The organism is Escherichia sp. WS1451 (assembly GCF_046487365.1).
GTDB classification, from domain to species: domain Bacteria; phylum Pseudomonadota; class Gammaproteobacteria; order Enterobacterales; family Enterobacteriaceae; genus Escherichia; species Escherichia coli.
Map to the genome: position 1 here is coordinate 45,059 of NZ_JBJQJP010000019.1, position 21,941 is coordinate 66,999.

General features: G+C 51.0%; 22 protein-coding genes and 1 pseudogene. 15 read left to right on the forward strand and 8 right to left on the reverse strand.

Features of this window, described 5'->3' with window-relative positions:
- Positions 1–119 precede the first annotated feature (119 nt).
- From priA to ACJHX7_RS20245, 9 genes and pseudogenes are all read left to right on the forward strand, one after another.
- A complete protein-coding gene (gene priA, locus ACJHX7_RS20205) occupies positions 120–2,318 on the forward strand; it encodes a primosomal protein N' (protein WP_087602927.1) in 2,199 nt (732 codons plus the stop codon).
- Positions 2,319–2,473: 155 nt separating this feature from the next.
- Positions 2,474–3,499 (forward strand): DNA-binding transcriptional regulator CytR, encoded by a 1,026-nt coding sequence (gene cytR / locus ACJHX7_RS20210; RefSeq protein WP_000644904.1) that lies wholly within the window; start codon positions 2,474–2,476, stop codon positions 3,497–3,499.
- Between the two features lie 91 nt (positions 3,500–3,590).
- Entirely contained in the window at positions 3,591–4,550 is a 960-nt protein-coding gene (ftsN, locus tag ACJHX7_RS20215; RefSeq protein WP_000068834.1) for a cell division protein FtsN, read from the forward strand.
- A 92-nt stretch (positions 4,551–4,642) separates the two neighbouring features.
- Positions 4,643–5,173 carry an ATP-dependent protease subunit HslV gene (gene hslV / locus ACJHX7_RS20220; RefSeq protein WP_000208242.1) on the forward strand — a complete coding sequence of 177 codons (531 nt, stop codon included), beginning with the start codon at positions 4,643–4,645 and terminating at the stop codon, positions 5,171–5,173.
- 9 nt (positions 5,174–5,182) lie between these two features.
- Positions 5,183–6,514 carry an HslU--HslV peptidase ATPase subunit gene (gene hslU, locus ACJHX7_RS20225; RefSeq protein ID WP_001293344.1) on the forward strand — a complete coding sequence of 444 codons (1,332 nt, stop codon included), beginning with the start codon at positions 5,183–5,185 and terminating at the stop codon, positions 6,512–6,514.
- A gap of 66 nt (positions 6,515–6,580) precedes the next feature.
- Entirely contained in the window at positions 6,581–7,507 is a 927-nt protein-coding gene (menA, locus tag ACJHX7_RS20230; RefSeq protein ID WP_000139496.1) for a 1,4-dihydroxy-2-naphthoate polyprenyltransferase, read from the forward strand.
- A gap of 92 nt (positions 7,508–7,599) precedes the next feature.
- The gene (gene rraA, locus ACJHX7_RS20235) at positions 7,600–8,085 is read left to right on the forward strand and encodes a ribonuclease E activity regulator RraA (protein WP_000872908.1); all 486 of its coding nucleotides are present in this window, start codon (positions 7,600–7,602) and stop codon (positions 8,083–8,085) included.
- Between the two features lie 59 nt (positions 8,086–8,144).
- Positions 8,145–8,815 (forward strand): annotated as a pseudogene (locus tag ACJHX7_RS20240) (hypothetical protein).
- A 122-nt stretch (positions 8,816–8,937) separates the two neighbouring features.
- On the forward strand, positions 8,938–9,564 hold the full coding sequence (locus tag ACJHX7_RS20245; protein ID WP_000232684.1) for a hypothetical protein: 627 nt from the start codon (positions 8,938–8,940) through the stop codon (positions 9,562–9,564).
- A 38-nt stretch (positions 9,565–9,602) separates the two neighbouring features.
- Here ACJHX7_RS20245 and zapB read toward each other — a convergent pair whose 3' ends face one another.
- The gene (zapB, locus tag ACJHX7_RS20250) at positions 9,603–9,848 is read right to left on the reverse strand and encodes a septal ring assembly protein ZapB (RefSeq protein WP_001296623.1); all 246 of its coding nucleotides are present in this window, start codon (positions 9,846–9,848) and stop codon (positions 9,603–9,605) included.
- Between the two features lie 424 nt (positions 9,849–10,272).
- On the opposite strand from zapB, the gene glpF reads away from it, so the two are divergent.
- The 4 genes from glpF to fpr all read left to right on the forward strand — a co-directional run bounded on the left by glpF (position 10,273) and on the right by fpr (position 14,637).
- Positions 10,273–11,118, forward strand: a complete 846-nt coding sequence (gene glpF, locus ACJHX7_RS20255; protein WP_000084268.1) for a glycerol uptake facilitator protein GlpF — start codon at positions 10,273–10,275, stop codon at positions 11,116–11,118.
- A 22-nt stretch (positions 11,119–11,140) separates the two neighbouring features.
- Positions 11,141–12,649, forward strand: coding sequence for a glycerol kinase GlpK (gene glpK / locus ACJHX7_RS20260; RefSeq protein WP_000136788.1), 1,509 nt, complete (start codon positions 11,141–11,143; stop codon positions 12,647–12,649).
- Positions 12,650–12,783: 134 nt separating this feature from the next.
- Positions 12,784–13,794, forward strand: coding sequence for a class II fructose-bisphosphatase (gene glpX / locus ACJHX7_RS20265; protein ID WP_001250644.1), 1,011 nt, complete (start codon positions 12,784–12,786; stop codon positions 13,792–13,794).
- Between the two features lie 96 nt (positions 13,795–13,890).
- Entirely contained in the window at positions 13,891–14,637 is a 747-nt protein-coding gene (gene fpr / locus ACJHX7_RS20270) for a ferredoxin--NADP(+) reductase (protein WP_000796322.1), read from the forward strand.
- A 4-nt stretch (positions 14,638–14,641) separates the two neighbouring features.
- Here the strand turns inward: fpr and uspD are convergent, their stop codons facing one another.
- The 3 genes from uspD to ACJHX7_RS20285 form a co-directional block, all read right to left on the reverse strand.
- Positions 14,642–15,070 (reverse strand): universal stress protein UspD, encoded by a 429-nt coding sequence (gene uspD, locus ACJHX7_RS20275; protein WP_000323555.1) that lies wholly within the window; start codon positions 15,068–15,070, stop codon positions 14,642–14,644.
- A gap of 26 nt (positions 15,071–15,096) precedes the next feature.
- Positions 15,097–15,396, reverse strand: a complete 300-nt coding sequence (locus tag ACJHX7_RS20280) for a DUF406 domain-containing protein (protein WP_000655986.1) — start codon at positions 15,394–15,396, stop codon at positions 15,097–15,099.
- Between the two features lie 211 nt (positions 15,397–15,607).
- Positions 15,608–16,048: a DUF805 domain-containing protein gene (locus ACJHX7_RS20285; RefSeq protein WP_000155257.1), complete on the reverse strand. Its 441-nt coding sequence runs from the start codon at positions 16,046–16,048 to the stop codon at positions 15,608–15,610.
- A gap of 100 nt (positions 16,049–16,148) precedes the next feature.
- Here ACJHX7_RS20285 and ACJHX7_RS20290 point away from each other — a divergent pair, with 100 nt between their 5' ends.
- Both ACJHX7_RS20290 and tpiA read left to right on the forward strand, forming a co-directional pair.
- On the forward strand, positions 16,149–16,748 hold the full coding sequence (locus tag ACJHX7_RS20290) for a YiiQ family protein (RefSeq protein ID WP_000802226.1): 600 nt from the start codon (positions 16,149–16,151) through the stop codon (positions 16,746–16,748).
- A gap of 107 nt (positions 16,749–16,855) precedes the next feature.
- Positions 16,856–17,623 (forward strand): triose-phosphate isomerase, encoded by a 768-nt coding sequence (gene tpiA, locus ACJHX7_RS20295; protein WP_001216325.1) that lies wholly within the window; start codon positions 16,856–16,858, stop codon positions 17,621–17,623.
- A 54-nt stretch (positions 17,624–17,677) separates the two neighbouring features.
- Here the strand turns inward: tpiA and cdh are convergent, their stop codons facing one another.
- The 4 genes from cdh to fieF form a co-directional block, all read right to left on the reverse strand.
- A complete protein-coding gene (gene cdh / locus ACJHX7_RS20300) occupies positions 17,678–18,433 on the reverse strand; it encodes a CDP-diacylglycerol diphosphatase (protein WP_000708998.1) in 756 nt (251 codons plus the stop codon).
- Positions 18,434–18,539: 106 nt separating this feature from the next.
- Entirely contained in the window at positions 18,540–19,529 is a 990-nt protein-coding gene (gene sbp / locus ACJHX7_RS20305) for a sulfate/thiosulfate ABC transporter substrate-binding protein Sbp (RefSeq protein WP_032172118.1), read from the reverse strand.
- Positions 19,530–19,848: 319 nt separating this feature from the next.
- Positions 19,849–20,811, reverse strand: coding sequence for a 6-phosphofructokinase (pfkA, locus tag ACJHX7_RS20310; RefSeq protein ID WP_000591795.1), 963 nt, complete (start codon positions 20,809–20,811; stop codon positions 19,849–19,851).
- A gap of 180 nt (positions 20,812–20,991) precedes the next feature.
- A complete protein-coding gene (gene fieF / locus ACJHX7_RS20315; protein WP_001076748.1) occupies positions 20,992–21,894 on the reverse strand; it encodes a CDF family cation-efflux transporter FieF in 903 nt (300 codons plus the stop codon).
- Positions 21,895–21,941: the final 47 nt, after the last annotated feature.

Genomic DNA, 21,941 nt, shown 5'->3' on the forward strand with positions numbered 1-21,941 from the left:
GATCATTTCGTACGAAGGCGCGAAATCATACAGAAATTAACCAGCGTATGCAAACTGATCCGCACTCTTCTACGGCAATGTGTATACTAACCCACCGAATTTCAAGTCAGGATGATGCTATGCCCGTTGCCCACGTTGCCTTGCCCGTTCCGCTTCCTCGTACCTTTGACTATCTGCTGCCAGAAGGCATGACGGTTAAAGCCGGGTGTCGCGTGCGCGTGCCATTTGGCAAACAGCAGGAGCGCATCGGGGTTGTGGTGTCAGTTAGCGATGTCAGCGAGCTGCCGCTTAACGAGCTGAAAGCGGTAGTTGAAGTGCTGGACGTTGAGCCGGTATTTACTCACTCCGTCTGGCGATTACTGCTCTGGGCGGCAGATTACTATCATCATCCGATTGGCGATGTGCTGTTTCATGCCTTGCCGATTTTACTACGCCAGGGGCGGCCTGCGGCGAACGCGCCGATGTGGTACTGGTTTGCCACTGAACAAGGCCAGGCGGTGGATCTGAACAGCCTGAAACGCTCGCCCAAGCAACAACAGGCGCTGGCAGCGTTACGGCAAGGCAAAATCTGGCGCGACCAGGTTGCAACGCTCGAATTTAATGATGCCGCGTTGCAGGCACTGCGCAAAAAAGGTCTGTGTGATTTAGCAAGTGAAACACCAGAGTTTAGCGACTGGCGAACGAACTATGCCGTTTCTGGTGAGCGGTTGCGGTTGAATACCGAACAGGCCACCGCCGTTGGCGCAATTCATAGCGCGGCAGATACTTTTTCTGCCTGGCTGCTGGCGGGCGTTACCGGTTCCGGTAAAACGGAGGTTTATCTCAGTGTACTGGAAAACGTGCTCGCTCAGGGCAAACAGGCGCTGGTGATGGTGCCGGAAATCGGCCTGACACCGCAAACTATCGCCCGTTTTCGTGAACGTTTTAATGCCCCGGTGGAAGTTCTGCATTCCGGCCTGAACGACAGCGAGCGTCTTTCGGCGTGGTTGAAAGCGAAAAATGGCGAGGCGGCGATTGTCATCGGCACCCGCTCCGCGCTGTTTACGCCGTTTAAAAATCTCGGCGTGATTGTTATTGATGAAGAGCACGACAGTTCCTACAAACAGCAGGAAGGCTGGCGCTATCATGCCCGCGACCTGGCGGTGTATCGTGCGCACAGCGAGCAAATCCCGATTATTCTTGGCTCCGCAACGCCCGCGCTGGAAACATTATGCAACGTCCAGCAGAAAAAATACCGCCTGCTGCGCCTGACCCGTCGGGCGGGCAATGCGCGCCCGGCAATTCAACATGTGCTGGATTTAAAAGGTCAGAAGGTGCAGGCTGGTCTGGCTCCGGCGTTAATCACCCGTATGCGCCAGCATTTACAGGCCGACAACCAGGTTATCCTCTTTCTTAACCGCCGTGGCTTTGCGCCTGCCTTGCTGTGCCACGACTGCGGCTGGATTGCCGAATGCCCACGTTGCGATCACTACTACACGCTGCATCAGGCGCAACAGCATTTGCGCTGTCACCACTGTGACAGCCAACGCCCGGTGCCGCGCCAGTGCCCTTCCTGCGGTTCCACGCACCTGGTACCCGTGGGGCTGGGCACCGAACAGCTTGAACAGACGCTCGCGCCAATGTTCCCTGGTGTGCCCATTTCTCGTATCGACCGCGATACCACCAGCCGCAAAGGCGCGCTGGAACAACAACTGGCGGAAGTGCATCGCGGCGGAGCGCGAATATTGATTGGCACGCAAATGCTGGCGAAAGGTCACCATTTCCCGGATGTGACGCTGGTGGCGTTACTGGATGTGGACGGCGCGCTGTTTTCTGCGGATTTTCGCTCGGCAGAGCGTTTTGCCCAACTTTATACCCAGGTGGCTGGCCGTGCCGGACGTGCGGGTAAACAGGGCGAAGTGGTGCTGCAAACGCACCATCCTGAACATCCGCTGTTGCAAACGTTGCTCTATAAAGGCTACGACGCCTTTGCCGAACAGGCACTGGCTGAACGACGCATGATGCAGCTGCCGCCGTGGTCCAGCCATGTGATTGTGCGTGCGGAAGATCATAACAATCAGCACGCGCCGCTGTTCCTGCAACAACTGCGTAATCTCATCCTCTCCAGCCCGCTGGCAGACGACAAACTGTGGGTTCTCGGTCCCGTTCCGGCACTGGCACCTAAACGTGGCGGCCGCTGGCGCTGGCAAATTTTGTTGCAGCACCCTTCCCGCGTGCGATTACAGCACATCATCAATGGTACGCTGGCGCTTATTAATACAATACCGGATTCCCGTAAGGTGAAATGGGTGCTGGATGTCGATCCCATCGAGGGCTAATGCGCAAACGATGCGAGGCGGATCGAAAAATTCAATATTCATCACACTTTTCATGAAAATTCTGTAACCGTTTTCACGCGCTATCTGCTAAAAATGTTGCCGATGTGAAGTAAACATGGAAGTAGTACGCCTGCCGTGCCAGGCGAGGAGTGAGTGTGAAAGCGAAGAAGCAGGAAACTGCCGCGACCATGAAAGACGTTGCCCTCAAGGCAAAAGTCTCTACAGCGACCGTCTCCCGAGCATTAATGAATCCCGATAAAGTCTCCCAGGCCACCCGTAATCGGGTTGAAAAAGCGGCCCGGGAAGTGGGTTATTTACCTCAGCCTATGGGGCGCAACGTCAAGCGTAATGAATCCCGCACCATTCTGGTGATTGTCCCGGATATCTGCGACCCTTTCTTTAGCGAAATTATTCGCGGTATCGAAGTTACGGCGGCAAATCACGGATATCTGGTGCTGATTGGCGACTGTGCGCATCAAAATCAGCAGGAAAAAACCTTTATCGATTTGATCATCACCAAGCAAATTGATGGCATGTTGCTGCTGGGTTCAAGGCTGCCGTTTGATGCCAGCATTGAGGAACAGCGTAATCTGCCGCCGATGGTGATGGCGAACGAATTTGCACCGGAACTGGAGCTACCTACCGTTCATATAGACAATCTGACCGCCGCATTTGATGCAGTAAATTATTTATATGAGCAAGGGCATAAACGGATTGGCTGTATAGCCGGTCCCGAAGAGATGCCGCTGTGTCACTACCGCCTGCAAGGTTACGTTCAGGCGCTGCGTCGCTGCGGCATTATGGTTGATCCGCAATACATCGCCCGTGGCGACTTCACCTTCGAAGCCGGAAGCAAAGCAATGCAACAGCTGCTTGATCTTCCACAACCGCCTACTGCTGTCTTCTGCCATAGCGATGTGATGGCGCTCGGCGCACTTTCTCAGGCAAAACGTCAGGGGCTGAAAGTCCCGGAAGACCTTTCCATAATCGGTTTTGATAACATCGACCTGACGCAATTTTGTGATCCGCCGCTGACAACCATCGCGCAGCCGCGTTACGAAATCGGTCGGGAAGCTATGCTGTTATTGCTTGATCAAATGCAGGGGCAACACGTTGGCAGTGGCTCTCGTTTAATGGATTGCGAACTTATCATCCGGGGATCAACACGCGCGTTACCTTAAAGTAAACCTTTAAGACTGCCGTGACTGGTCAAAGGCCCGCCGCTTAAGTAACATGGCGGGCTGACGAACGAATAAATACAGCGAAACGATAGTGGCACAACGAGATTATGTACGCCGCAGCCAACCGGCACCTTCGCGGCGAAAAAAGAGCACCTCACGGAAAAAGCAACGAAATCTGCCTGCGGTTTCTCCCGCTATGGTCGCTATTGCTGCCGCCGTTCTTGTGACCTTTATCGGTGGTCTGTACTTCATTACGCATCACAAGAAAGAAGAGTCCGAGACGCTGCAAAGCCAGAAAGTGACCGGAAACGGACTACCACCAAAACCAGAAGAACGCTGGCGCTACATCAAAGAGCTGGAAAGTCGCCAGCCGGGTGTGCGTGCGCCCACAGAACCTTCTGCTGGTGGTGAAGTGAAAACGCCGGAGCAACTGACACCAGAACAACGCCAGCTTCTTGAACAAATGCAGGCTGATATGCGCCAGCAGCCAACGCAGCTGGTTGAAGTTCCGTGGAATGAGCAGACGCCGGAACAGCGTCAGCAAACGCTACAGCGCCAGCGTCAGGCGCAGCAATTAGCGGAGCAGCAACGCCTGGCTCAGCAGTCACGTACGACTGAACAAAGCTGGCAGCAGCAGACGCGTACGTCGCAAGCCGCACCGGTACAGGCGCAACCGCGCCAGTCTAAACCGGCTTCTACTCAGCAGCCTTACCAGGATCTGCTGCAAACCCCTGCGCACACCACCGCGCAGTCGAAGCCGCAGCAAGCTGCGCCAGTTGCTCGTGCCGCTGACGCGCCAAAACCGACGGCGGAGAAAAAAGACGAACGCCGCTGGATGGTGCAGTGCGGTTCGTTCAGAGGCGCGGAACAGGCAGAGACGGTACGTGCTCAGCTGGCGTTCGAAGGCTTTGACTCGAAAATCACCACCAACAATGGCTGGAATCGTGTGGTGATTGGCCCGGTGAAAGGCAAAGAGAACGCAGACAGCACCCTCAATCGCTTGAAGATGGCGGGTCATACAAACTGCATTCGGCTCGCCGCCGGGGGTTGAAACCCTCAAAATCCCCCCCATCTATAATTGCATTATGCCCCGTACTTTTGTACGGGGTTTGTACTCTGTATTCGTAACCAAGGGGTCAGCTCGTGACAACTATAGTAAGCGTACGCCGTAACGGCCATGTGGTCATCGCTGGTGATGGTCAGGCCACGTTGGGCAATACCGTAATGAAAGGCAACGTGAAAAAGGTCCGCCGTCTGTACAACGACAAAGTCATCGCGGGCTTTGCGGGCGGTACTGCGGATGCTTTTACGCTGTTCGAACTGTTTGAACGTAAACTGGAAATGCATCAGGGCCATCTGGTCAAAGCCGCCGTTGAGCTGGCGAAAGACTGGCGTACCGATCGCATGCTGCGCAAACTTGAAGCACTGCTGGCAGTCGCGGATGAAACTGCATCGCTTATCATCACCGGTAACGGTGACGTGGTGCAGCCAGAAAACGATCTTATTGCTATCGGCTCCGGCGGCCCTTACGCCCAGGCTGCGGCGCGCGCGCTGTTAGAAAACACTGAACTTAGCGCCCGTGAAATTGCTGAAAAGGCGTTGGATATTGCAGGCGACATTTGCATCTATACCAACCATTTCCACACCATCGAAGAATTAAGCTACAAAGCGTAAGGATCTCCCATGTCTGAAATGACCCCACGCGAAATCGTCAGCGAACTGGATAAGCACATCATCGGCCAGGACAACGCCAAGCGTTCCGTGGCGATTGCTCTGCGTAACCGCTGGCGTCGCATGCAGCTCAACGAAGAGCTGCGCCATGAAGTGACCCCGAAAAATATCCTGATGATCGGCCCGACCGGTGTCGGTAAAACTGAAATCGCCCGTCGTCTGGCTAAGCTGGCGAATGCGCCGTTCATCAAAGTTGAAGCGACCAAATTCACCGAAGTGGGCTATGTCGGTAAGGAAGTGGATTCTATTATTCGCGATCTGACCGATGCCGCCGTGAAAATGGTACGCGTCCAGGCTATCGAGAAAAACCGTTATCGCGCTGAAGAACTGGCAGAAGAACGTATTCTCGACGTACTGATCCCACCGGCTAAAAACAACTGGGGACAGACCGAACAGCAGCAGGAACCGTCCGCTGCTCGTCAGGCATTCCGCAAAAAACTGCGTGAAGGCCAGCTTGATGACAAAGAAATCGAGATCGATCTTGCCGCAGCACCGATGGGCGTTGAAATTATGGCTCCTCCGGGCATGGAAGAGATGACCAGCCAGCTGCAGTCCATGTTCCAGAACCTGGGCGGCCAGAAGCAAAAAGCACGTAAGCTGAAAATCAAAGACGCCATGAAGCTGCTGATTGAAGAAGAAGCGGCGAAACTGGTGAACCCGGAAGAGCTGAAGCAAGATGCTATCGACGCTGTTGAGCAGCACGGGATCGTGTTTATCGACGAAATCGACAAAATCTGTAAGCGCGGCGAGTCTTCCGGTCCGGATGTTTCTCGTGAAGGCGTTCAGCGTGACCTGCTGCCGCTGGTAGAAGGTTGCACTGTTTCCACCAAACACGGGATGGTCAAAACTGACCACATTCTGTTTATCGCTTCTGGCGCGTTCCAGATTGCGAAACCGTCTGACCTGATCCCGGAACTGCAAGGTCGCCTGCCAATCCGCGTTGAACTGCAGGCACTGACCACCAGCGACTTTGAGCGTATTCTGACCGAGCCGAATGCCTCTATCACCGTGCAGTACAAAGCACTGATGGCGACTGAGGGCGTAAATATCGAGTTTACCGACTCCGGTATTAAACGCATCGCGGAAGCAGCATGGCAGGTGAACGAATCTACCGAAAACATCGGTGCTCGTCGTTTACATACCGTTCTGGAGCGTTTAATGGAAGAGATTTCCTACGACGCCAGCGATTTAAGCGGTCAAACTATCACTATTGACGCAGATTATGTGAGCAAACATCTGGATGCGTTGGTGGCAGATGAAGATCTGAGCCGTTTTATCCTATAATCGCGTTCAATCATTTTCATCATTGTTTGATGGGGCTGAAAAGCCCCATTTTTATTGGCGCGTATTATGACTGAACAACAAATTAGCCGAACTCAGGCGTGGCTGGAAAGTTTACGACCTAAAACCCTCCCCCTCGCCTTTGCTGCAATTATCGTCGGGACGGCGCTGGCATGGTGGCAAGGTCACTTCGATCCACTGGTCGCCCTGCTGGCATTGATTACCGCCGGGCTATTACAGATCCTTTCTAACCTCGCCAATGATTACGGCGATGCGGTAAAAGGCAGCGATAAACCTGACCGCATTGGGCCGCTACGCGGCATGCAAAAAGGGGTCATTACCCAGCAAGAGATGAAACGGGCGCTCATTATTACCGTTGTGCTCATCTGTCTTTCCGGGCTGGCACTGGTTGCAGTGGCGTGCCATACGCTGGCCGATTTTGTCGGCTTCCTGATTCTTGGCGGGTTGTCGATCATTGCCGCTATCACCTACACCGTGGGCAATCGTCCTTATGGTTATATCGGTTTGGGTGATATTTCCGTACTGGTTTTCTTTGGCTGGTTAAGCGTCATGGGGAGCTGGTATTTACAGGCTCATACATTGATTCCGGCACTGATCCTTCCGGCGACCGCATGCGGCCTGCTGGCAACGGCAGTACTGAACATTAATAACCTGCGTGATATCAATAGCGACCGCGAAAACGGCAAAAACACGCTGGTGGTGCGCTTAGGTGAAGTGAACGCGCGTCGTTATCATGCCTGCCTGCTGATGGGCTCTCTGGTGTGTCTGGCGCTGTTTAATCTCTTTTCGCTGCATAGCCTGTGGGGCTGGCTGTTCCTGCTGGCGGCACCGTTGCTGGTGAAGCAAGCTCGTTATGTGATGCGCGAAATGGACCCGGTGGCGATGCGACCAATGCTGGAACGCACTGTCAAAGGAGCGTTACTGACTAACCTGCTGTTTGTTTTAGGGATATTCCTAAGCCAGTGGGCAGCATAACTGACAAATATCAATTAACAATTGATGATTTTGCCAACAGCCTACATAGCGCGATATACTGAAAATTCTCGCAGCAACTGAATGTTAAGCCTATGAAATACGATACTTCCGAGCTTTGTGACATCTATCAAGAAGATGTTAATGTCGTGGAACCGCTGTTCTCCAACTTTGGCGGACGGGCGTCGTTTGGCGGACAAATAATCACGGTAAAATGTTTCGAGGACAACGGGTTGCTGTACGATCTGCTCGAACAGAATGGCCGTGGTCGTGTTCTTGTCGTCGATGGCGGTGGTTCTGTTCGTCGCGCACTGGTCGATGCTGAACTGGCGCGTCTGGCAGTACAAAATGAATGGGAAGGTCTGGTCATTTACGGCGCGGTGCGTCAGGTAGATGACCTGGAAGAGCTGGATATCGGCATCCAGGCGATGGCGGCAATTCCGGTTGGTGCCGCTGGCGAAGGCATTGGCGAAAGCGATGTCCGCGTCAATTTTGGCGGTGTCACCTTCTTCTCCGGCGACCATCTTTATGCCGACAATACCGGAATTATTCTTTCAGAAGATCCGCTGGATATTGAATAAGTACCTGCCATGCGTTAAAAGGGGAATTAAATTCCCCTTTTTTATACATGGACGTATTCATGCAGAATATTATTCTTTTATTTATATATTTATTACTTATAGTCGTTAACCATTTCCGCTACAAATTCCTTTTGTCTGGCAACACGGGTGAAATGATTTTATATTTTGCTAACGTATTTTTTAACCCACTTGCCTTATCATTTATTATCGCCGCAATCATCTGTATAACGATAAAAAAAAGAAGCAGCCACAGCTTTATTCGCGGCACTTGTTGGTTGGATTATTTCTTATCTATAGCAGCTATACAGTGTGGGAACGACACAGCACATGGGATTATACTTTCCCGGGGCCAGGTATCACCGTCACAGTTCCGAGCAAACAGTGGGTTGCCAATATAGTAAAACAAGGACCAATCCTGGTGACTCGGGATGCCCATGCTATTTTAGTTATTGTTGCCTTCTCACAAAATGAACTCGGTGTGCATTCAATCGAGGAACTTACCGCGACTCAAAACGGAACTGCACAAATGCATGTTTGTGATGTTAAGGGATTTGCCTGCGCTTATCAGGAAGGAATTCAAACAATGAGTGATGGCAAAATAAGACATGCTATTTTCATGACTCTACTGGATAACACTAATTTGATACGACTGGTCGCAGCTATCGACCCAGATTATTTGGACGAATATCAAGAAGAAGTAATGAAAATGATACTTTCTGCCCATCAATAATCTGATGTGCATGTTAATAATAAGGGATTGATATGAGATACGTTATCTTATTAATACTATGGATAATAACTACTTTTCTTAGTCATCTTCAGCACAGCAACCTACTGTCTGGAGATCCTGGCATGGTTGGCGAGTATATCGGTTCAGTATTTCTGGGGCCGTTGTTACTTCCCGTGCTTGTGTCAGGTATTCTGTGCGCATTTATTAAAAAAACACGTAACTTCGCCAGTTTTACTCGCGGGTGCTGTTGGGTATTGGGAATCCTGCTTTTATCCAAAGTCGGCAATACGTTTCGTATGTTTACCCCGTGGCAATATACCTTTGAGAATGCTGCGATAACCGTGACTATCCCGAACCGACACTGGAATACGGTTTCCATTAGTACTAATGAAACCATTGATATAAGAAGTGAGGATAATAGCGTCTTCATTTCTGCTTTCCGCCTGCCCGCAGGACGTAGCGCCGATGACCCGCTGGAAGCGTTAAAGAAGAAGCAGCGAGACAATCTCAAGGATCAATACAATGAGGAAGCCTTCCAGTTTCATGATTGTAATGCCAAACATTTCACCTGTAAGTATCAGGATGTGTTGATAAATTTTGATGGTCAGCAGAAAAGAACCATCAGTGTTTATCTTGAAGACACCCCCAGGGCTGTGGGGATCATTGCATTAATGGCGCCAGATACGGCAGATAAATATCGCCAACAGGCGATGGAGATTATGCTTTCCGCTAAAAATGCAGTGAAGTAAAAAATAAGGCGCCTTGCGGCGCCTCTGCATGGAAGAGATTAAACCTCTTCCATGCGACCCAGCAGGGCCTGCAGACGTTCCTGCCAGCCGTTCTGCTGTTCTTTCAGATGGTTGTTCTCACGCTCCAGCTCTTCGCGCTGATGCTGGGCATTTTGAACTTCCTGCGACAGTGAGTTGTTTTTTTCTTTCAGCTCTTCGATTTCCATCTGCAACAGAGTGATGGTATCAATCGCCTGCTGTACTTTTGCTTCCAGTTTCTCAAACACTTCTAATGACATTGTCATACCTCTCCTGAATTGCAAGGCGTTGATGGATAAAAATCCTCGTCCCGATTACCGGTGACGCCTTAATAAATACGAGCGCACTTTAGTTAGCTCCGATTGTATGAAGCCGCGCCATCGCTGTCCAGCGGCACGCCTTGCAGATTACGGTTTGCCACACTTTTCATCCTTCTCCTGGTGACATAATCCACATCAATCGAAAATGTTAATAAATTTGTTGCGCGAATGATCTAACAAACATGCATCATGTACAATCAGATGGAATAAATGGCGCGATAACGCTCATTTTATGACGAAGCACACACATTTTAAGTTCGATATTTCTCGTTTTTGCTCGTTAACGATAAGTTTACAGCATGCCTACAAGCATCGTGGAGGTCCGTGACTTTCACGCATACAACAAACATTAACTCTTCAGGATCCGATTATGAGTCAAACATCAACCTTGAAAGGCCAGTGCATTGCTGAATTCCTCGGTACCGGGTTGTTGATTTTTTTCGGTGTGGGTTGCGTTGCAGCATTAAAAGTCGCTGGTGCGTCTTTTGGTCAGTGGGAAATCAGTGTCATTTGGGGACTGGGGGTGGCAATGGCCATCTACCTGACCGCAGGGGTTTCCGGCGCGCATCTTAATCCCGCTGTTACCATTGCATTGTGGCTGTTTGCCTGTTTCGACAAGCGCAAAGTTATTCCTTTTATCGTTTCACAAGTTGCCGGCGCTTTCTGCGCTGCGGCTTTAGTTTACGGGCTTTACTACAATTTATTTTTCGACTTCGAACAGACTCATCACATTGTTCGCGGCAGCGTTGAAAGTGTTGATCTGGCTGGCACTTTCTCTACTTACCCTAATCCTCATATCAATTTTGTGCAGGCTTTCGCAGTTGAGATGGTGATTACCGCTATTCTGATGGGGCTGATCCTGGCGTTAACGGACGATGGCAACGGTGTACCACGCGGCCCTTTGGCTCCCTTGCTGATTGGTCTACTGATTGCGGTCATTGGCGCATCTATGGGCCCATTGACGGGCTTTGCCATGAACCCAGCGCGTGACTTCGGTCCGAAAGTCTTTGCCTGGCTGGCGGGCTGGGGCAATGTCGCCTTTACCGGCGGCAGAGACATTCCTTACTTCCTGGTGCCGCTTTTTGGCCCTATCGTTGGCGCGATTGTAGGTGCATTTGCCTATCGCAAACTGATTGGTCGCCATTTGCCTTGCGATATCTGTGTTGTGGAAGAAAAGGAGACCACAACTCCTTCAGAACAAAAAGCTTCGCTGTAATATGACTACGGGACAATTAAACATGACTGAAAAAAAATATATCGTTGCGCTCGACCAGGGCACCACCAGCTCCCGCGCGGTCGTAATGGATCACGATGCCAATATCATTAGCGTGTCACAGCGCGAATTTGAGCAAATCTACCCAAAACCAGGCTGGGTAGAACACGACCCAATGGAAATCTGGGCCACCCAAAGCTCCACGCTGGTAGAAGTGCTGGCGAAAGCCGATATCAGTTCCGATCAAATTGCAGCTATCGGTATTACGAACCAGCGTGAAACCACTATTGTCTGGGAAAAAGAAACCGGCAAGCCTATCTATAACGCCATTGTCTGGCAGTGCCGTCGTACCGCAGAAATCTGCGAGCATTTAAAACGTGACGGTTTAGAAGATTATATCCGCAGCAATACCGGTCTGGTGATTGACCCGTACTTTTCTGGCACCAAAGTGAAGTGGATCCTCGACCATGTGGAAGGCTCTCGCGAGCGTGCACGTCGTGGTGAATTGCTGTTTGGTACGGTTGATACGTGGCTTATCTGGAAAATGACTCAGGGCCGTGTCCATGTGACCGATTACACCAACGCCTCTCGTACCATGTTGTTCAACATCCATACTCTGGACTGGGACGACAAAATGCTGGAGGTGCTGGATATTCCGCGTGAGATGCTGCCAGAAGTGCGTCGTTCTTCCGAAGTGTACGGTCAGACTAACATTGGCGGCAAAGGCGGCACGCGTATTCCAATCTCCGGGATCGCCGGTGACCAGCAGGCGGCGCTGTTTGGTCAGTTGTGCGTGAAAGAAGGGATGGCGAAGAATACCTACGGCACTGGCTGCTTTATGCTGATGAACACCGGCGAGAAAGCGGTGAAATCAGAAAACGGCCTGCTGACCACCATCGCCTGTGGCCCAACTGGCGAAGTAAACTATGCGCTGGAAGGTGCGGTGTTTATGGCGGGCGCATCCATTCAGTGGCTGCGCGATGAGATGAAGTTGATTAACGACGCGTACGATTCCGAATACTTTGCCACGAAAGTGCAAAACACCAACGGTGTGTATGTGGTGCCGGCATTTACCGGACTGGGTGCGCCGTACTGGGATCCGTATGCGCGCGGGGCGATTTTCGGTCTGACTCGTGGGGTGAACGCTAACCACATTATACGCGCGACGCTGGAGTCTATTGCTTATCAGACACGTGACGTGCTGGAAGCGATGCAGGCCGATTCTGGTATTCGTCTGCACGCCCTGCGCGTGGATGGCGGTGCAGTAGCAAACAATTTCCTGATGCAGTTCCAGTCCGATATTCTCGGCACGCGCGTTGAACGCCCGGAAGTGCGCGAAGTCACCGCATTGGGTGCGGCCTATCTTGCTGGTCTGGCGGTTGGCTTCTGGCAGAACCTCGACGAGCTGCAAGAGAAAGCGGTGATTGAGCGCGAGTTCCGTCCAGGCATCGAAACCACTGAGCGTAATTACCGTTACGCAGGCTGGAAAAAAGCGGTGAAACGCGCGATGGCGTGGGAAGAACACGACGAGTAATGTAAATGCCGGATGAAGCGTTTATGCCGCATCCGGTAGTCCTGAATCGTGCGGGGGCAACCCCGCACACATCAATAATCCCGCCCTTCCCCTGTGCTACACTTCGCGCCATTCCTTACTGCTTAGAGTTTGCTATGAGACGAGAACTTGCCATCGAATTTTCCCGCGTCACCGAATCTGCGGCGCTGGCTGGCTACAAATGGTTAGGACGCGGCGATAAAAACACCGCGGACGGCGCAGCGGTAAACGCCATGCGTATTATGCTCAACCAGGTCAACATTGACGGCACCATCGTTATTGGTGAAGGTGAAATCGACGAAGCACCGATGCTCTACATTGGTGAAAAAGTCGGTACTGGTCGCGGCGACGCGGTAGATATTGCTGTTGATCCGATTGAAGGCACGCGCATGACGGCAATGGGCCAGGCTAACGCGCTGGCGGTGCTGGCTGTTGGCGATAAAGGCTGCTTCCTCAATGCGCCAGATATGTATATGGAGAAGCTGATCGTCGGACCGGGAGCCAAAGGCACCATTGATCTGAACCTGCCGCTGGCGGATAACCTGCGCAATGTTGCGGCGGCGCTCGGTAAACCGTTGAGCGAACTGACGGTAACAATTCTGGCTAAACCACGCCACGATGCCGTTATCGCTGAAATGCAGCAACTCGGCGTACGCGTATTTGCTATTCCGGACGGCGACGTTGCTGCCTCAATTCTCACCTGTATGCCAGACAGCGAAGTTGACGTGCTGTACGGTATTGGTGGCGCGCCGGAAGGCGTGGTTTCTGCAGCGGTGATCCGCGCATTAGATGGTGACATGAACGGTCGTCTGCTGGCGCGTCATGACGTCAAAGGCGACAACGAAGAGAATCGTCGCATTGGCGAGCAGGAGCTGGCACGCTGCAAAGCAATGGGCATCGAAGCCGGTAAAGTATTGCGTCTGGGCGATATGGCGCGCAGCGATAACGTCATCTTCTCTGCCACCGGTATTACCAAAGGCGATCTGCTGGAAGGCATTAGCCGCAAAGGCAATATCGCGACTACCGAAACGCTGCTGATCCGCGGCAAGTCACGCACCATTCGCCGCATTCAGTCCATCCACTATCTGGATCGCAAAGACCCGGAAATGCAGGTGCACATTCTCTGAGTGATTTGATCGATTGAGCCTTCCAGTCCTTCGGGACTGGAATTTTTTTGTTCGGAGAACGAAGATAAGGCAAGTCAATCAAAACAGGAGAAAAACATGGCTGATTGGGTAACAGGCAAAGTCACTAAAGTGCAGAACTGGACCGACGCCCTGTTTAGTCTCACCGTTCACGCCCCCGTGCTTCCGTTTACCGCCGGGCAATTTACCAAGCTTGGCCTTGAAATCGACGGTGAACGCGTCCAGCGCGCCTACTCCTATGTTAACTCGCCCGATAATCCCGATCTGGAGTTTTACCTGGTCACCGTCCCCGATGGCAAATTAAGCCCACGATTGGCGGCACTGAAACCGGGCGATGAAGTGCAGGTGGTTAGCGAAGCAGCTGGCTTCTTTGTTCTGGATGAAGTACCAGATTGCGAAACGCTATGGATGCTGGCAACCGGTACAGCGATTGGCCCTTATCTATCGATTCTGCAACTGGGTAAAGATTTAGATCGCTTCAAAAATCTGGTCCTGGTTCACGCCGCACGTTATGCCGCCGACTTAAGCTATTTGCCACTGATGCAAGAACTGGAAAAACGCTACGAAGGCAAACTGCGCATTCAGACGGTGGTCAGTCGGGAAACGGCTGCGGGTTCGCTCACTGGGCGGATACCGGCGTTAATTGAAAGTGGTGAACTGGAAAGCGCGGTTGGCCTGCCGATGAATAAAGAAACCAGCCATGTGATGCTGTGCGGCAATCCACAGATGGTGCGCGATACGCAACAGTTGCTGAAAGAGACCCGGCAGATGACGAAACATTTACGTCGCCGACCGGGCCATATGACAGCGGAGCATTACTGGTAAGCGGTTACTTATCGATAAACGGCACGATGAGCAAATCCGCACTCAACTTATTGATCATCCCGCGATATGCCGGCATCAAACGGTTGATAAATGAGTGGTGATGACCACAGACAAGGAGGTCGCACTGCTCTTTTTGCATAATTTCCAGCAGTGTTTCCGGCATTTCTCCGCGTTCAATACGCAGTTTTGTCTTCGGCCATTGAATATTTTTCGTCAGTTTATACAGCTTGTTATCCGACTTATTCTTCAACAATTGAAGAATATCTTCTGTTGCAGGGAAGTAGATACCCGGATACAACTCGCTTAAGCCATCATCAATATGAATTAACGTCAGGTGAGCGTCATTATGTCTGGCGAGCTCCAGGGCTTTATTCACCAGTAAGGCATCTTCTTCATTCCCGGAAATTGCCACGCCAATGTGTTTATAAGCCATGTTTAACTCCTTCTAAAGCAACTCCATCAAGCTAACGAACGCAGTGATAACTCAAAAATAATCATCTCGGCCTGGCATGAGAAGGTGAAGGCCGCATCAAGCTCAACTTGCCCTTCCAGATCCTTAATCTTATAGGCTACGCTGGCCCCTTCATCTGCAGAGGATGCAGCGGCGGCAAGCTCTTTCAGTTTGGTCATAAAGGACTCTGCTTCTTCGCGGGTGGCAAAAAAGCGCGAAAACTTACTGGTACAGTTGTCGTTATCAATCACCGTACCGATATCAATCGCACATCCTTTAGTACTGCATTTATCTACGACATCTTTCATAGGGCACCTCTGTATATTCGCCTCTCTGTCGATTACGACTTAAGAATAATGCGCCGTTAAAGGAAGAACAAACAAGTAATGATCTTATGGATTACCATTTTTTTTGATATTGCTTAAGGTGAAGAGTTCAGAAGGATTTTCCGGGCATTGTCACTTGCATCGTGGAAATAACAATCCCGGAAAAAAATAGCGATAAGAGATATATTAAAGGTTAATTACTTGATTTATTGTCGGCTTTATACTTCACATCCTGGGTATCTTTACCATATTTATTTTCGCCTTGTGTGCCAACAAACGCACCAAGATCGATAAGCATCATCACCAGAATCAATGTCGGGACAAAACGCCCCACCGCCCATTGCCAGACACCCGGTAAAATCGCCCAGTTACCCGCCAGCAGCATCCACGCCACAATCATCAGAAATGCCCATGCGCCGGAACGCCCGCGATCATGCAAGCGCTTAACGGTTACTGCCGCTGTTGGCCAAAGCAAGCACACAAGGCAAAACGCCGCGGTCTGAATATCGAGTAAATTTTTACCCGCCAGTGAGAAAAGCACCAGCATGCCTGCGAACCACAGGCCTATCCAAATCCAGAAATCACGGCGTCCAATACGCCCTTTAAATGAGAATAACCATTGCTGTATGGTCATGTAAGTTCCTTGATGGTTGTCTTTTCCAGGATTCTACCCTTTTGACAAGGGCGACAGATATCGTTTTAATCGGAGCCAGTCATAACAAAAGGTACTGTCAATGAAGCCAGGGTGTACGCTGTTTTTTCTCTTATGTTCTGCATTAACCGTTACAACAACGGCGCATGCACAAACACCAGATACGGCAACGACCGCGCCTTATCTGCTGGCTGGAGCCCCTACTTTCGATCTCTCCATCAGCCAGTTTAGAGAAGACTTTAACAGCCAGAATCCCAGCCTGCCACTGAACGAATTTCGTGCCATCGACAGCAGTCCCGACAAAGCCAATCTCACTCGTGCTGCCAGTAAAATTAATGAGAACTTGTATGCTTCTACAGCGCTGGAGCGCGGTACCTTAAAAATCAAAAGCATTCAAATGACCTGGCTACCCATCCAGGGGCCAGAGCAAAAAGCCGCGAAAGCGAAAGCTCAGGAATACATGGCAGCGGTGATCCGCACACTCACCCCATTAATGACCAAAACACAAAGCCAGAAAAAACTGCAGTCGCTACTAACGGCGGGGAAAAACAAACGTTATTACACCGAGACAGAAGGTGCACTGCGTTATGTTGTCGCGGACAACGGCGAAAAGGGGCTGACCTTCGCTGTTGAACCGATTAAGCTGGCGCTATCTGAATCGCTTGAAGGTTTGAATAAATGACAAAAAGCAAAGCCTTTGTGCCGATGAATCTCTATACTGTTTCACAGACCTGCTGCCCTGCGGGGCGGCCATCTTCCTTTATTCGCTTATAAGCGTGGAGAATTAAAATGCGACATCCTTTAGTGATGGGTAACTGGAAACTGAACGGCAGCCGCCACATGGTTCACGAGCTGGTTTCTAACCTGCGTAAAGAGCTGGCAGGTGTTGCTGGCTGTGCGGTTGCAATCGCACCACCGGAAATGTACATCGATATGGCGAAGCGCGAAGCTGAAGGCAGCCACATCATGCTGGGTGCGCAAAACGTGGACCTGAACCTGTCCGGCGCATTCACCGGTGAAACCTCTGCTGCTATGCTGAAAGACATCGGCGCACAGTACATCATCATCGGCCACTCTGAACGTCGTACTTACCACAAAGAGTCTGACGAACTGATCGCGAAAAAATTCGCGGTGCTGAAAGAGCAGGGTCTGACTCCGGTTCTGTGCATCGGTGAAACCGAAGCGGAAAACGAAGCGGGCAAAACTGAAGAAGTTTGTGCACGTCAGATCGACGCGGTACTGAAAACTCAGGGTGCTGCGGCATTCGAAGGTGCGGTTATCGCTTACGAACCCGTATGGGCAATCGGTACTGGCAAATCTGCAACTCCGGCTCAGGCACAGGCTGTTCACAAATTCATCCGTGACCACATTGCTAAAGTTGACGCTAACATCGCTGAACAAGTGATCATCCAGTACGGCGGCTCTGTAAACGCGTCTAACGCTGCAGAACTGTTTGCTCAGCCAGACATCGACGGCGCGCTGGTTGGCGGTGCTTCTCTGAAAGCTGACGCTTTCGCCGTGATCGTTAAAGCTGCAGAAGCGGCTAAACAGGCTTAAGTCTGACAGGTGCCGGATTTCATATCCGGCACTTACTTTCCTTAACTCTTCGCCTTAACGCAAAATCTCACACTGATGATCCTGAATTTCCTCGGCTGAAGCACGGTTAAGCGTCAGTAGATTTCGTTGTGTCGCCAGCAATACAAATGAGTTATCACTCTGCCGTACCATCGCCAGCCCGTAGCTTCCCATATGTTCCCGCGCCTCAGGCACTTCTTCTGCAAGCATCATAAATGGGCTGCGTTGTACCAGTTCGCTTTCCGTTACCCGACGCGCCAGGTATTCATGTCCGCGCAAACCACCTGGCAGTGGCAACCAGCGGCTGCTGATGTTAGCCAGATTGTTATCCAGCTGTTCGCGCACATCAGGACGAATACAAGAGATATGAATATGAAAATGGTTTTGCGTACGCCCGGTGCGAGAGTTGATCGCCAAAGAAACCGCGCGATCGGGAACCGGCTGGCCGTATTTTTTGCTCATAAAATCACGCGCCTGCCAGGCCAACCAAAAGAAGTTCGGCGTTGAAGGATCGGTCAACAAAGGACTTTCAGTACCGTTAATACGATACGTTGGCATCAACAGATATTGCAGTGGGCCATTAAGATCTTTTAAAACCACGTATCCGGCATTGGGTTTGACTTCCGCACATGGCGAAGGATTTTGATTTTGCTGCTGATTGGGCAAACATTCCTCAAGGACAATCTTACGTAATGTATCCGACTCTTCACCGGTTAATTTCCAGTAACCAATACCGGCAGCCACAACGGCGATAACTATCATCACCAAAAAAAGAAGACCCGCTTTTTTCATCTTTTTTTCCCTGTACCTCAAAGAGATGCAAGGGTAACGCAAAATCGTGACAAATAAAAAACCCGGTCGCGAGAAACCACCGGGTTTGATAATTATCCTGGAGAAATCAGCGTTTGCTGATCTGATCGAACGTACCGCCGTTAGCAAAATGCTCTTTTTGCGCTTTCGTCCAGCCGCCGAACTCTTCATCAATGGTGAATAACTTCAGCTTTGGAAACGCATTTTCGTACTTTTTCGCCACCTCAGCATCGCGCGGACGGTAGTAGTTTTTCGCGGCAATTTCCTGACCTTCTGGCGAGTAGAGATATTTCAGGTAGGCTTCCGCCACCTCTTTGGTGCCTTTTTTCTCGACCACTTTATCGACCACCGACACGGTTGGCTCTGCGAGGATAGACTCACTCGGCGTGACGATTTCGAATTTATCTTTCCCCAGTTCATTCGCTGCCAGCAGAGCTTCGTTTTCCCAGGCGATCAGTACATCGCCAATTCCGCGCTCGACAAAAGTGTTAGTGGAGCCGCGCGCGCCAGAATCCAGAACTTCGACGTTTTTATACAGTGCCCGAACAAAATCCTGCGCTTTTGCCTGATCGTTGTTGTTGTGGTGCAGCGCGTAGCCCCAGGCAGCCAGGTAGTTCCAGCGCGCGCCACCAGAGCTTTTCGGATTAGGCGTGATCACCGAAACACCCGGTTTAATCAGATCGTTCCAGTCATGGATCTGCTTCGGATTGCCTTTACGCACTAGGAAAACAATGGTGGAAGTGTACGGTGCGGAGTTATCCGGCAGACGTTTGATCCACTCTTTATTAATCCGCCCGCGTTCCGCAATTGCGTCCACGTCATAGGCCAGAGCCAGAGTGACAACATCAGCTTCAATACCATTGATTACCGACGTCGCTTGTTTGCCTGAACCACCGTGTGACTGACGAATCACCACGTTATCGCCAGTTTGCTGTTTCCAGTGGGCGCTGAATGCCTTGTTGTACTGTTCGTACAATTCGCGCGTTGGATCATATGAAACGTTAAGAAGCTGAATATCCTTTGCCATAACGCTGGTTGCCGCCAGCAAAAATGTTAACCCTACGCCCCACTTGTTCATCGCCCGACTCTCTTATGTTGTGTTGTGATGAGCAAAGCGTGCCAGAAGGTTAACCAAACATTAAAGAATAAAAAAAGATTGGCTATAACTTGCGGGTATATGTTGAGGGATTAAAAAGGCGGAAGAAATCCGCCTCATATTGCTGACAAAGTGCGCTTTGTCCATGCCGGATGCGGCGCGAACGCCTTATCCGGCCTACAAAAGTTTGCAAATTCAATAAATTGCAGAATCCATGTAGGCCTGATAAGCGAAGCGCATCAGGCATTTTTGCTTCTGTCATCGGTTTCAGGCTAAAGGAATCTGCCTTTTTCCGAAATCATTAATACAGTTTTTTCGCGCAGTCCAGCCAGTCGCCTTTGAACGGACGCTTCATGTTTTCGATAGCGTCGATGATGTCGTGGTGAACCAGCTGTTCGTTCTGGATACCTACGCAACGACCGCCGTAACCTGCCAGCAGCAGATCGATAGCGTAAGCGCCCATACGGGAAGCCAGAATACGGTCGTAAGGCACCGGAGAACCACCGCGCTGGATGTGGCCCAGCACAGTTGCGCGGGTTTCACGACCGGTTTCTTTCTCGATGAAATGCGCCAGTTCGTCAACATCACACATATGTTCGGTAATCGCCACGATCGCGTGTTTTTTACCTTTCGCGATACCCGCTTTGATTTCGTTTACCAGGTCTTCACGGCTGAATTCAACTTCCGGAACTACAACGAATTCACAGCCACCGGCAATGGCCGCAGCCAGGGTCAGATCGCCACAATAACGGCCCATCACTTCCACCACGGAAATACGCTGGTGAGAAGAAGAGGTGTCACGCAGACGGTCGATCGCTTCTACAACGGTGCTCAGCGCAGTGAAGAAACCGATAGTGTAGTCAGTGCCTTTGATGTCGTTGTCGATAGTGCCAGGCAGACCGATGCACGGGAAGCCCATTTCGGTCAGACGCATTGCACCCATGTAGGAACCGTCACCGCCGATAACCACCAGCGCGTCGATACCACGTTTTTTCAGGTTTTCGATAGCCACGGCGCGGATGTTCTCGTCGCGGAATTCCGGGAAACGCGCAGAACCGAGGAACGTACCGCCACGGTTGATCATGTCAGAAACGCTGTAACGGTCTAGCTGTACCATACGGTCTTCATACAGACCCAGATAGCCGTCATAAATGCCCATTACTTCCAGACCTTCTGTCAGCGCAGAACGAACAACCCCGCGAATTGCGGCGTTCATGCCTGGCGCATCACCGCCGCTTGTCAACACACCGATTTTCTTAATCATGACTACCTCTGAACTTTGGAATGCAAAATGAAATCTGTTGCCGGAAGTCTTCTTGCACATCGAAGTGATCCAACGAATGTGCAAATAGTATAACAATCACTTCCTGCTGAATTGATTCAGGTCAGGCCAAATGGCGGTATTTTATACACAAAATGCGGGTCTGGCTCTCTTTTATACTGATTATGAAAGCATAGACCGTTTACCCTCCCTGGGTACGACGGAACAGGGATCCTGATGGATAATCACATCCGATCCCGGAAAACGCCGTAAAATAGCCTGCTCTACCTGATCCGCCACCATATGTGCCTGAACCAAAGGCAGAGAGTCTTCCATTTCCAAATGAATCTGAATAAAGCGGGTCGGCCCTGACTGCCGCGTGCGAAGATCGTGAGCGCCGCTAACACCCGGCCAGGAAGTCACGATATCAATAATTTCTTGCCGTTCTTCATCAGGCAATGCGCGATCCAGTAATGACTGTACCGCCTCATATCCCATGCGTAACGCGCTATATAAAATATAGATGCCGATTCCCAATGCAAACAGAGCATCGGCGCGATGCCAGCCGTACCAGGACAACCCCAGCGCCAGCAGAATTGCGCCGTTCATCATAACATCAGACTGGTAATGTAGCATATCAGCCCGCACCGCCTGGCTTTGCGTCCGGCGCACCACCCACCGCTGAAACGAGACAAGGATAATCGTACAAATTAGCGCCACAATTGTCACGATAACCCCGACGCCTGGATCTGTCATCGGTGTTGGAGATACCAGATGTTGAATACCCGTCAAAAACAGGAATAGTGCCGAACCGGAGATAAACATACTTTGCGCCAGCGCCGCGAGGGACTCAGCTTTACCGTGACCAAACGAGTGATTATCGTCGGCAGGTTGCAGGGAATATCGCACCACCAATAAATTCGTCAACGACGCGCCGATATCCACCAGCGAATCCACCAGCGCGGCGAGAATACTCACCGACCCGGTATACCACCATGCAAAAATTTTAATCAGCAATAGCAGCGAAGCCATCGCCGTCGCAGCAATCGCCGCCCGACTGACCAGCCGTCCATAAGATTGATTCATAAATACTCCCGCTATCAACTGACGGTAGTATAACGGAAGCAAATCAT

What these genes read in the sequence shown, in the direction of transcription:
- priA (WP_087602927.1), top strand. Translation starts at nt 120, where the DNA reads ATGCCCGTTGCCCACGTTGCCTTGCCCGTTCCGCTTCCTCGTACCTTT.
- hslU (WP_001293344.1), top strand. Translation starts at nt 5,183, where the DNA reads ATGTCTGAAATGACCCCACGCGAAATCGTCAGCGAACTGGATAAGCAC.
- menA (WP_000139496.1), top strand. Translation starts at nt 6,581, where the DNA reads ATGACTGAACAACAAATTAGCCGAACTCAGGCGTGGCTGGAAAGTTTA.
- rraA (WP_000872908.1), top strand. Translation starts at nt 7,600, where the DNA reads ATGAAATACGATACTTCCGAGCTTTGTGACATCTATCAAGAAGATGTT.
- ACJHX7_RS20245 (WP_000232684.1), top strand. Translation starts at nt 8,938, where the DNA reads ATGGTTGGCGAGTATATCGGTTCAGTATTTCTGGGGCCGTTGTTACTT.
- zapB (WP_001296623.1), bottom strand. Translation starts at nt 9,848, where the DNA reads ATGACAATGTCATTAGAAGTGTTTGAGAAACTGGAAGCAAAAGTACAG.
- glpF (WP_000084268.1), top strand. Translation starts at nt 10,273, where the DNA reads ATGAGTCAAACATCAACCTTGAAAGGCCAGTGCATTGCTGAATTCCTC.
- glpK (WP_000136788.1), top strand. Translation starts at nt 11,141, where the DNA reads ATGACTGAAAAAAAATATATCGTTGCGCTCGACCAGGGCACCACCAGC.
- glpX (WP_001250644.1), top strand. Translation starts at nt 12,784, where the DNA reads ATGAGACGAGAACTTGCCATCGAATTTTCCCGCGTCACCGAATCTGCG.
- fpr (WP_000796322.1), top strand. Translation starts at nt 13,891, where the DNA reads ATGGCTGATTGGGTAACAGGCAAAGTCACTAAAGTGCAGAACTGGACC.
- uspD (WP_000323555.1), bottom strand. Translation starts at nt 15,070, where the DNA reads ATGGCTTATAAACACATTGGCGTGGCAATTTCCGGGAATGAAGAAGAT.
- ACJHX7_RS20280 (WP_000655986.1), bottom strand. Translation starts at nt 15,396, where the DNA reads ATGAAAGATGTCGTAGATAAATGCAGTACTAAAGGATGTGCGATTGAT.
- ACJHX7_RS20285 (WP_000155257.1), bottom strand. Translation starts at nt 16,048, where the DNA reads ATGACCATACAGCAATGGTTATTCTCATTTAAAGGGCGTATTGGACGC.
- ACJHX7_RS20290 (WP_000802226.1), top strand. Translation starts at nt 16,149, where the DNA reads ATGAAGCCAGGGTGTACGCTGTTTTTTCTCTTATGTTCTGCATTAACC.
- tpiA (WP_001216325.1), top strand. Translation starts at nt 16,856, where the DNA reads ATGCGACATCCTTTAGTGATGGGTAACTGGAAACTGAACGGCAGCCGC.
- cdh (WP_000708998.1), bottom strand. Translation starts at nt 18,433, where the DNA reads ATGAAAAAAGCGGGTCTTCTTTTTTTGGTGATGATAGTTATCGCCGTT.
- sbp (WP_032172118.1), bottom strand. Translation starts at nt 19,529, where the DNA reads ATGAACAAGTGGGGCGTAGGGTTAACATTTTTGCTGGCGGCAACCAGC.
- pfkA (WP_000591795.1), bottom strand. Translation starts at nt 20,811, where the DNA reads ATGATTAAGAAAATCGGTGTGTTGACAAGCGGCGGTGATGCGCCAGGC.
- fieF (WP_001076748.1), bottom strand. Translation starts at nt 21,894, where the DNA reads ATGAATCAATCTTATGGACGGCTGGTCAGTCGGGCGGCGATTGCTGCG.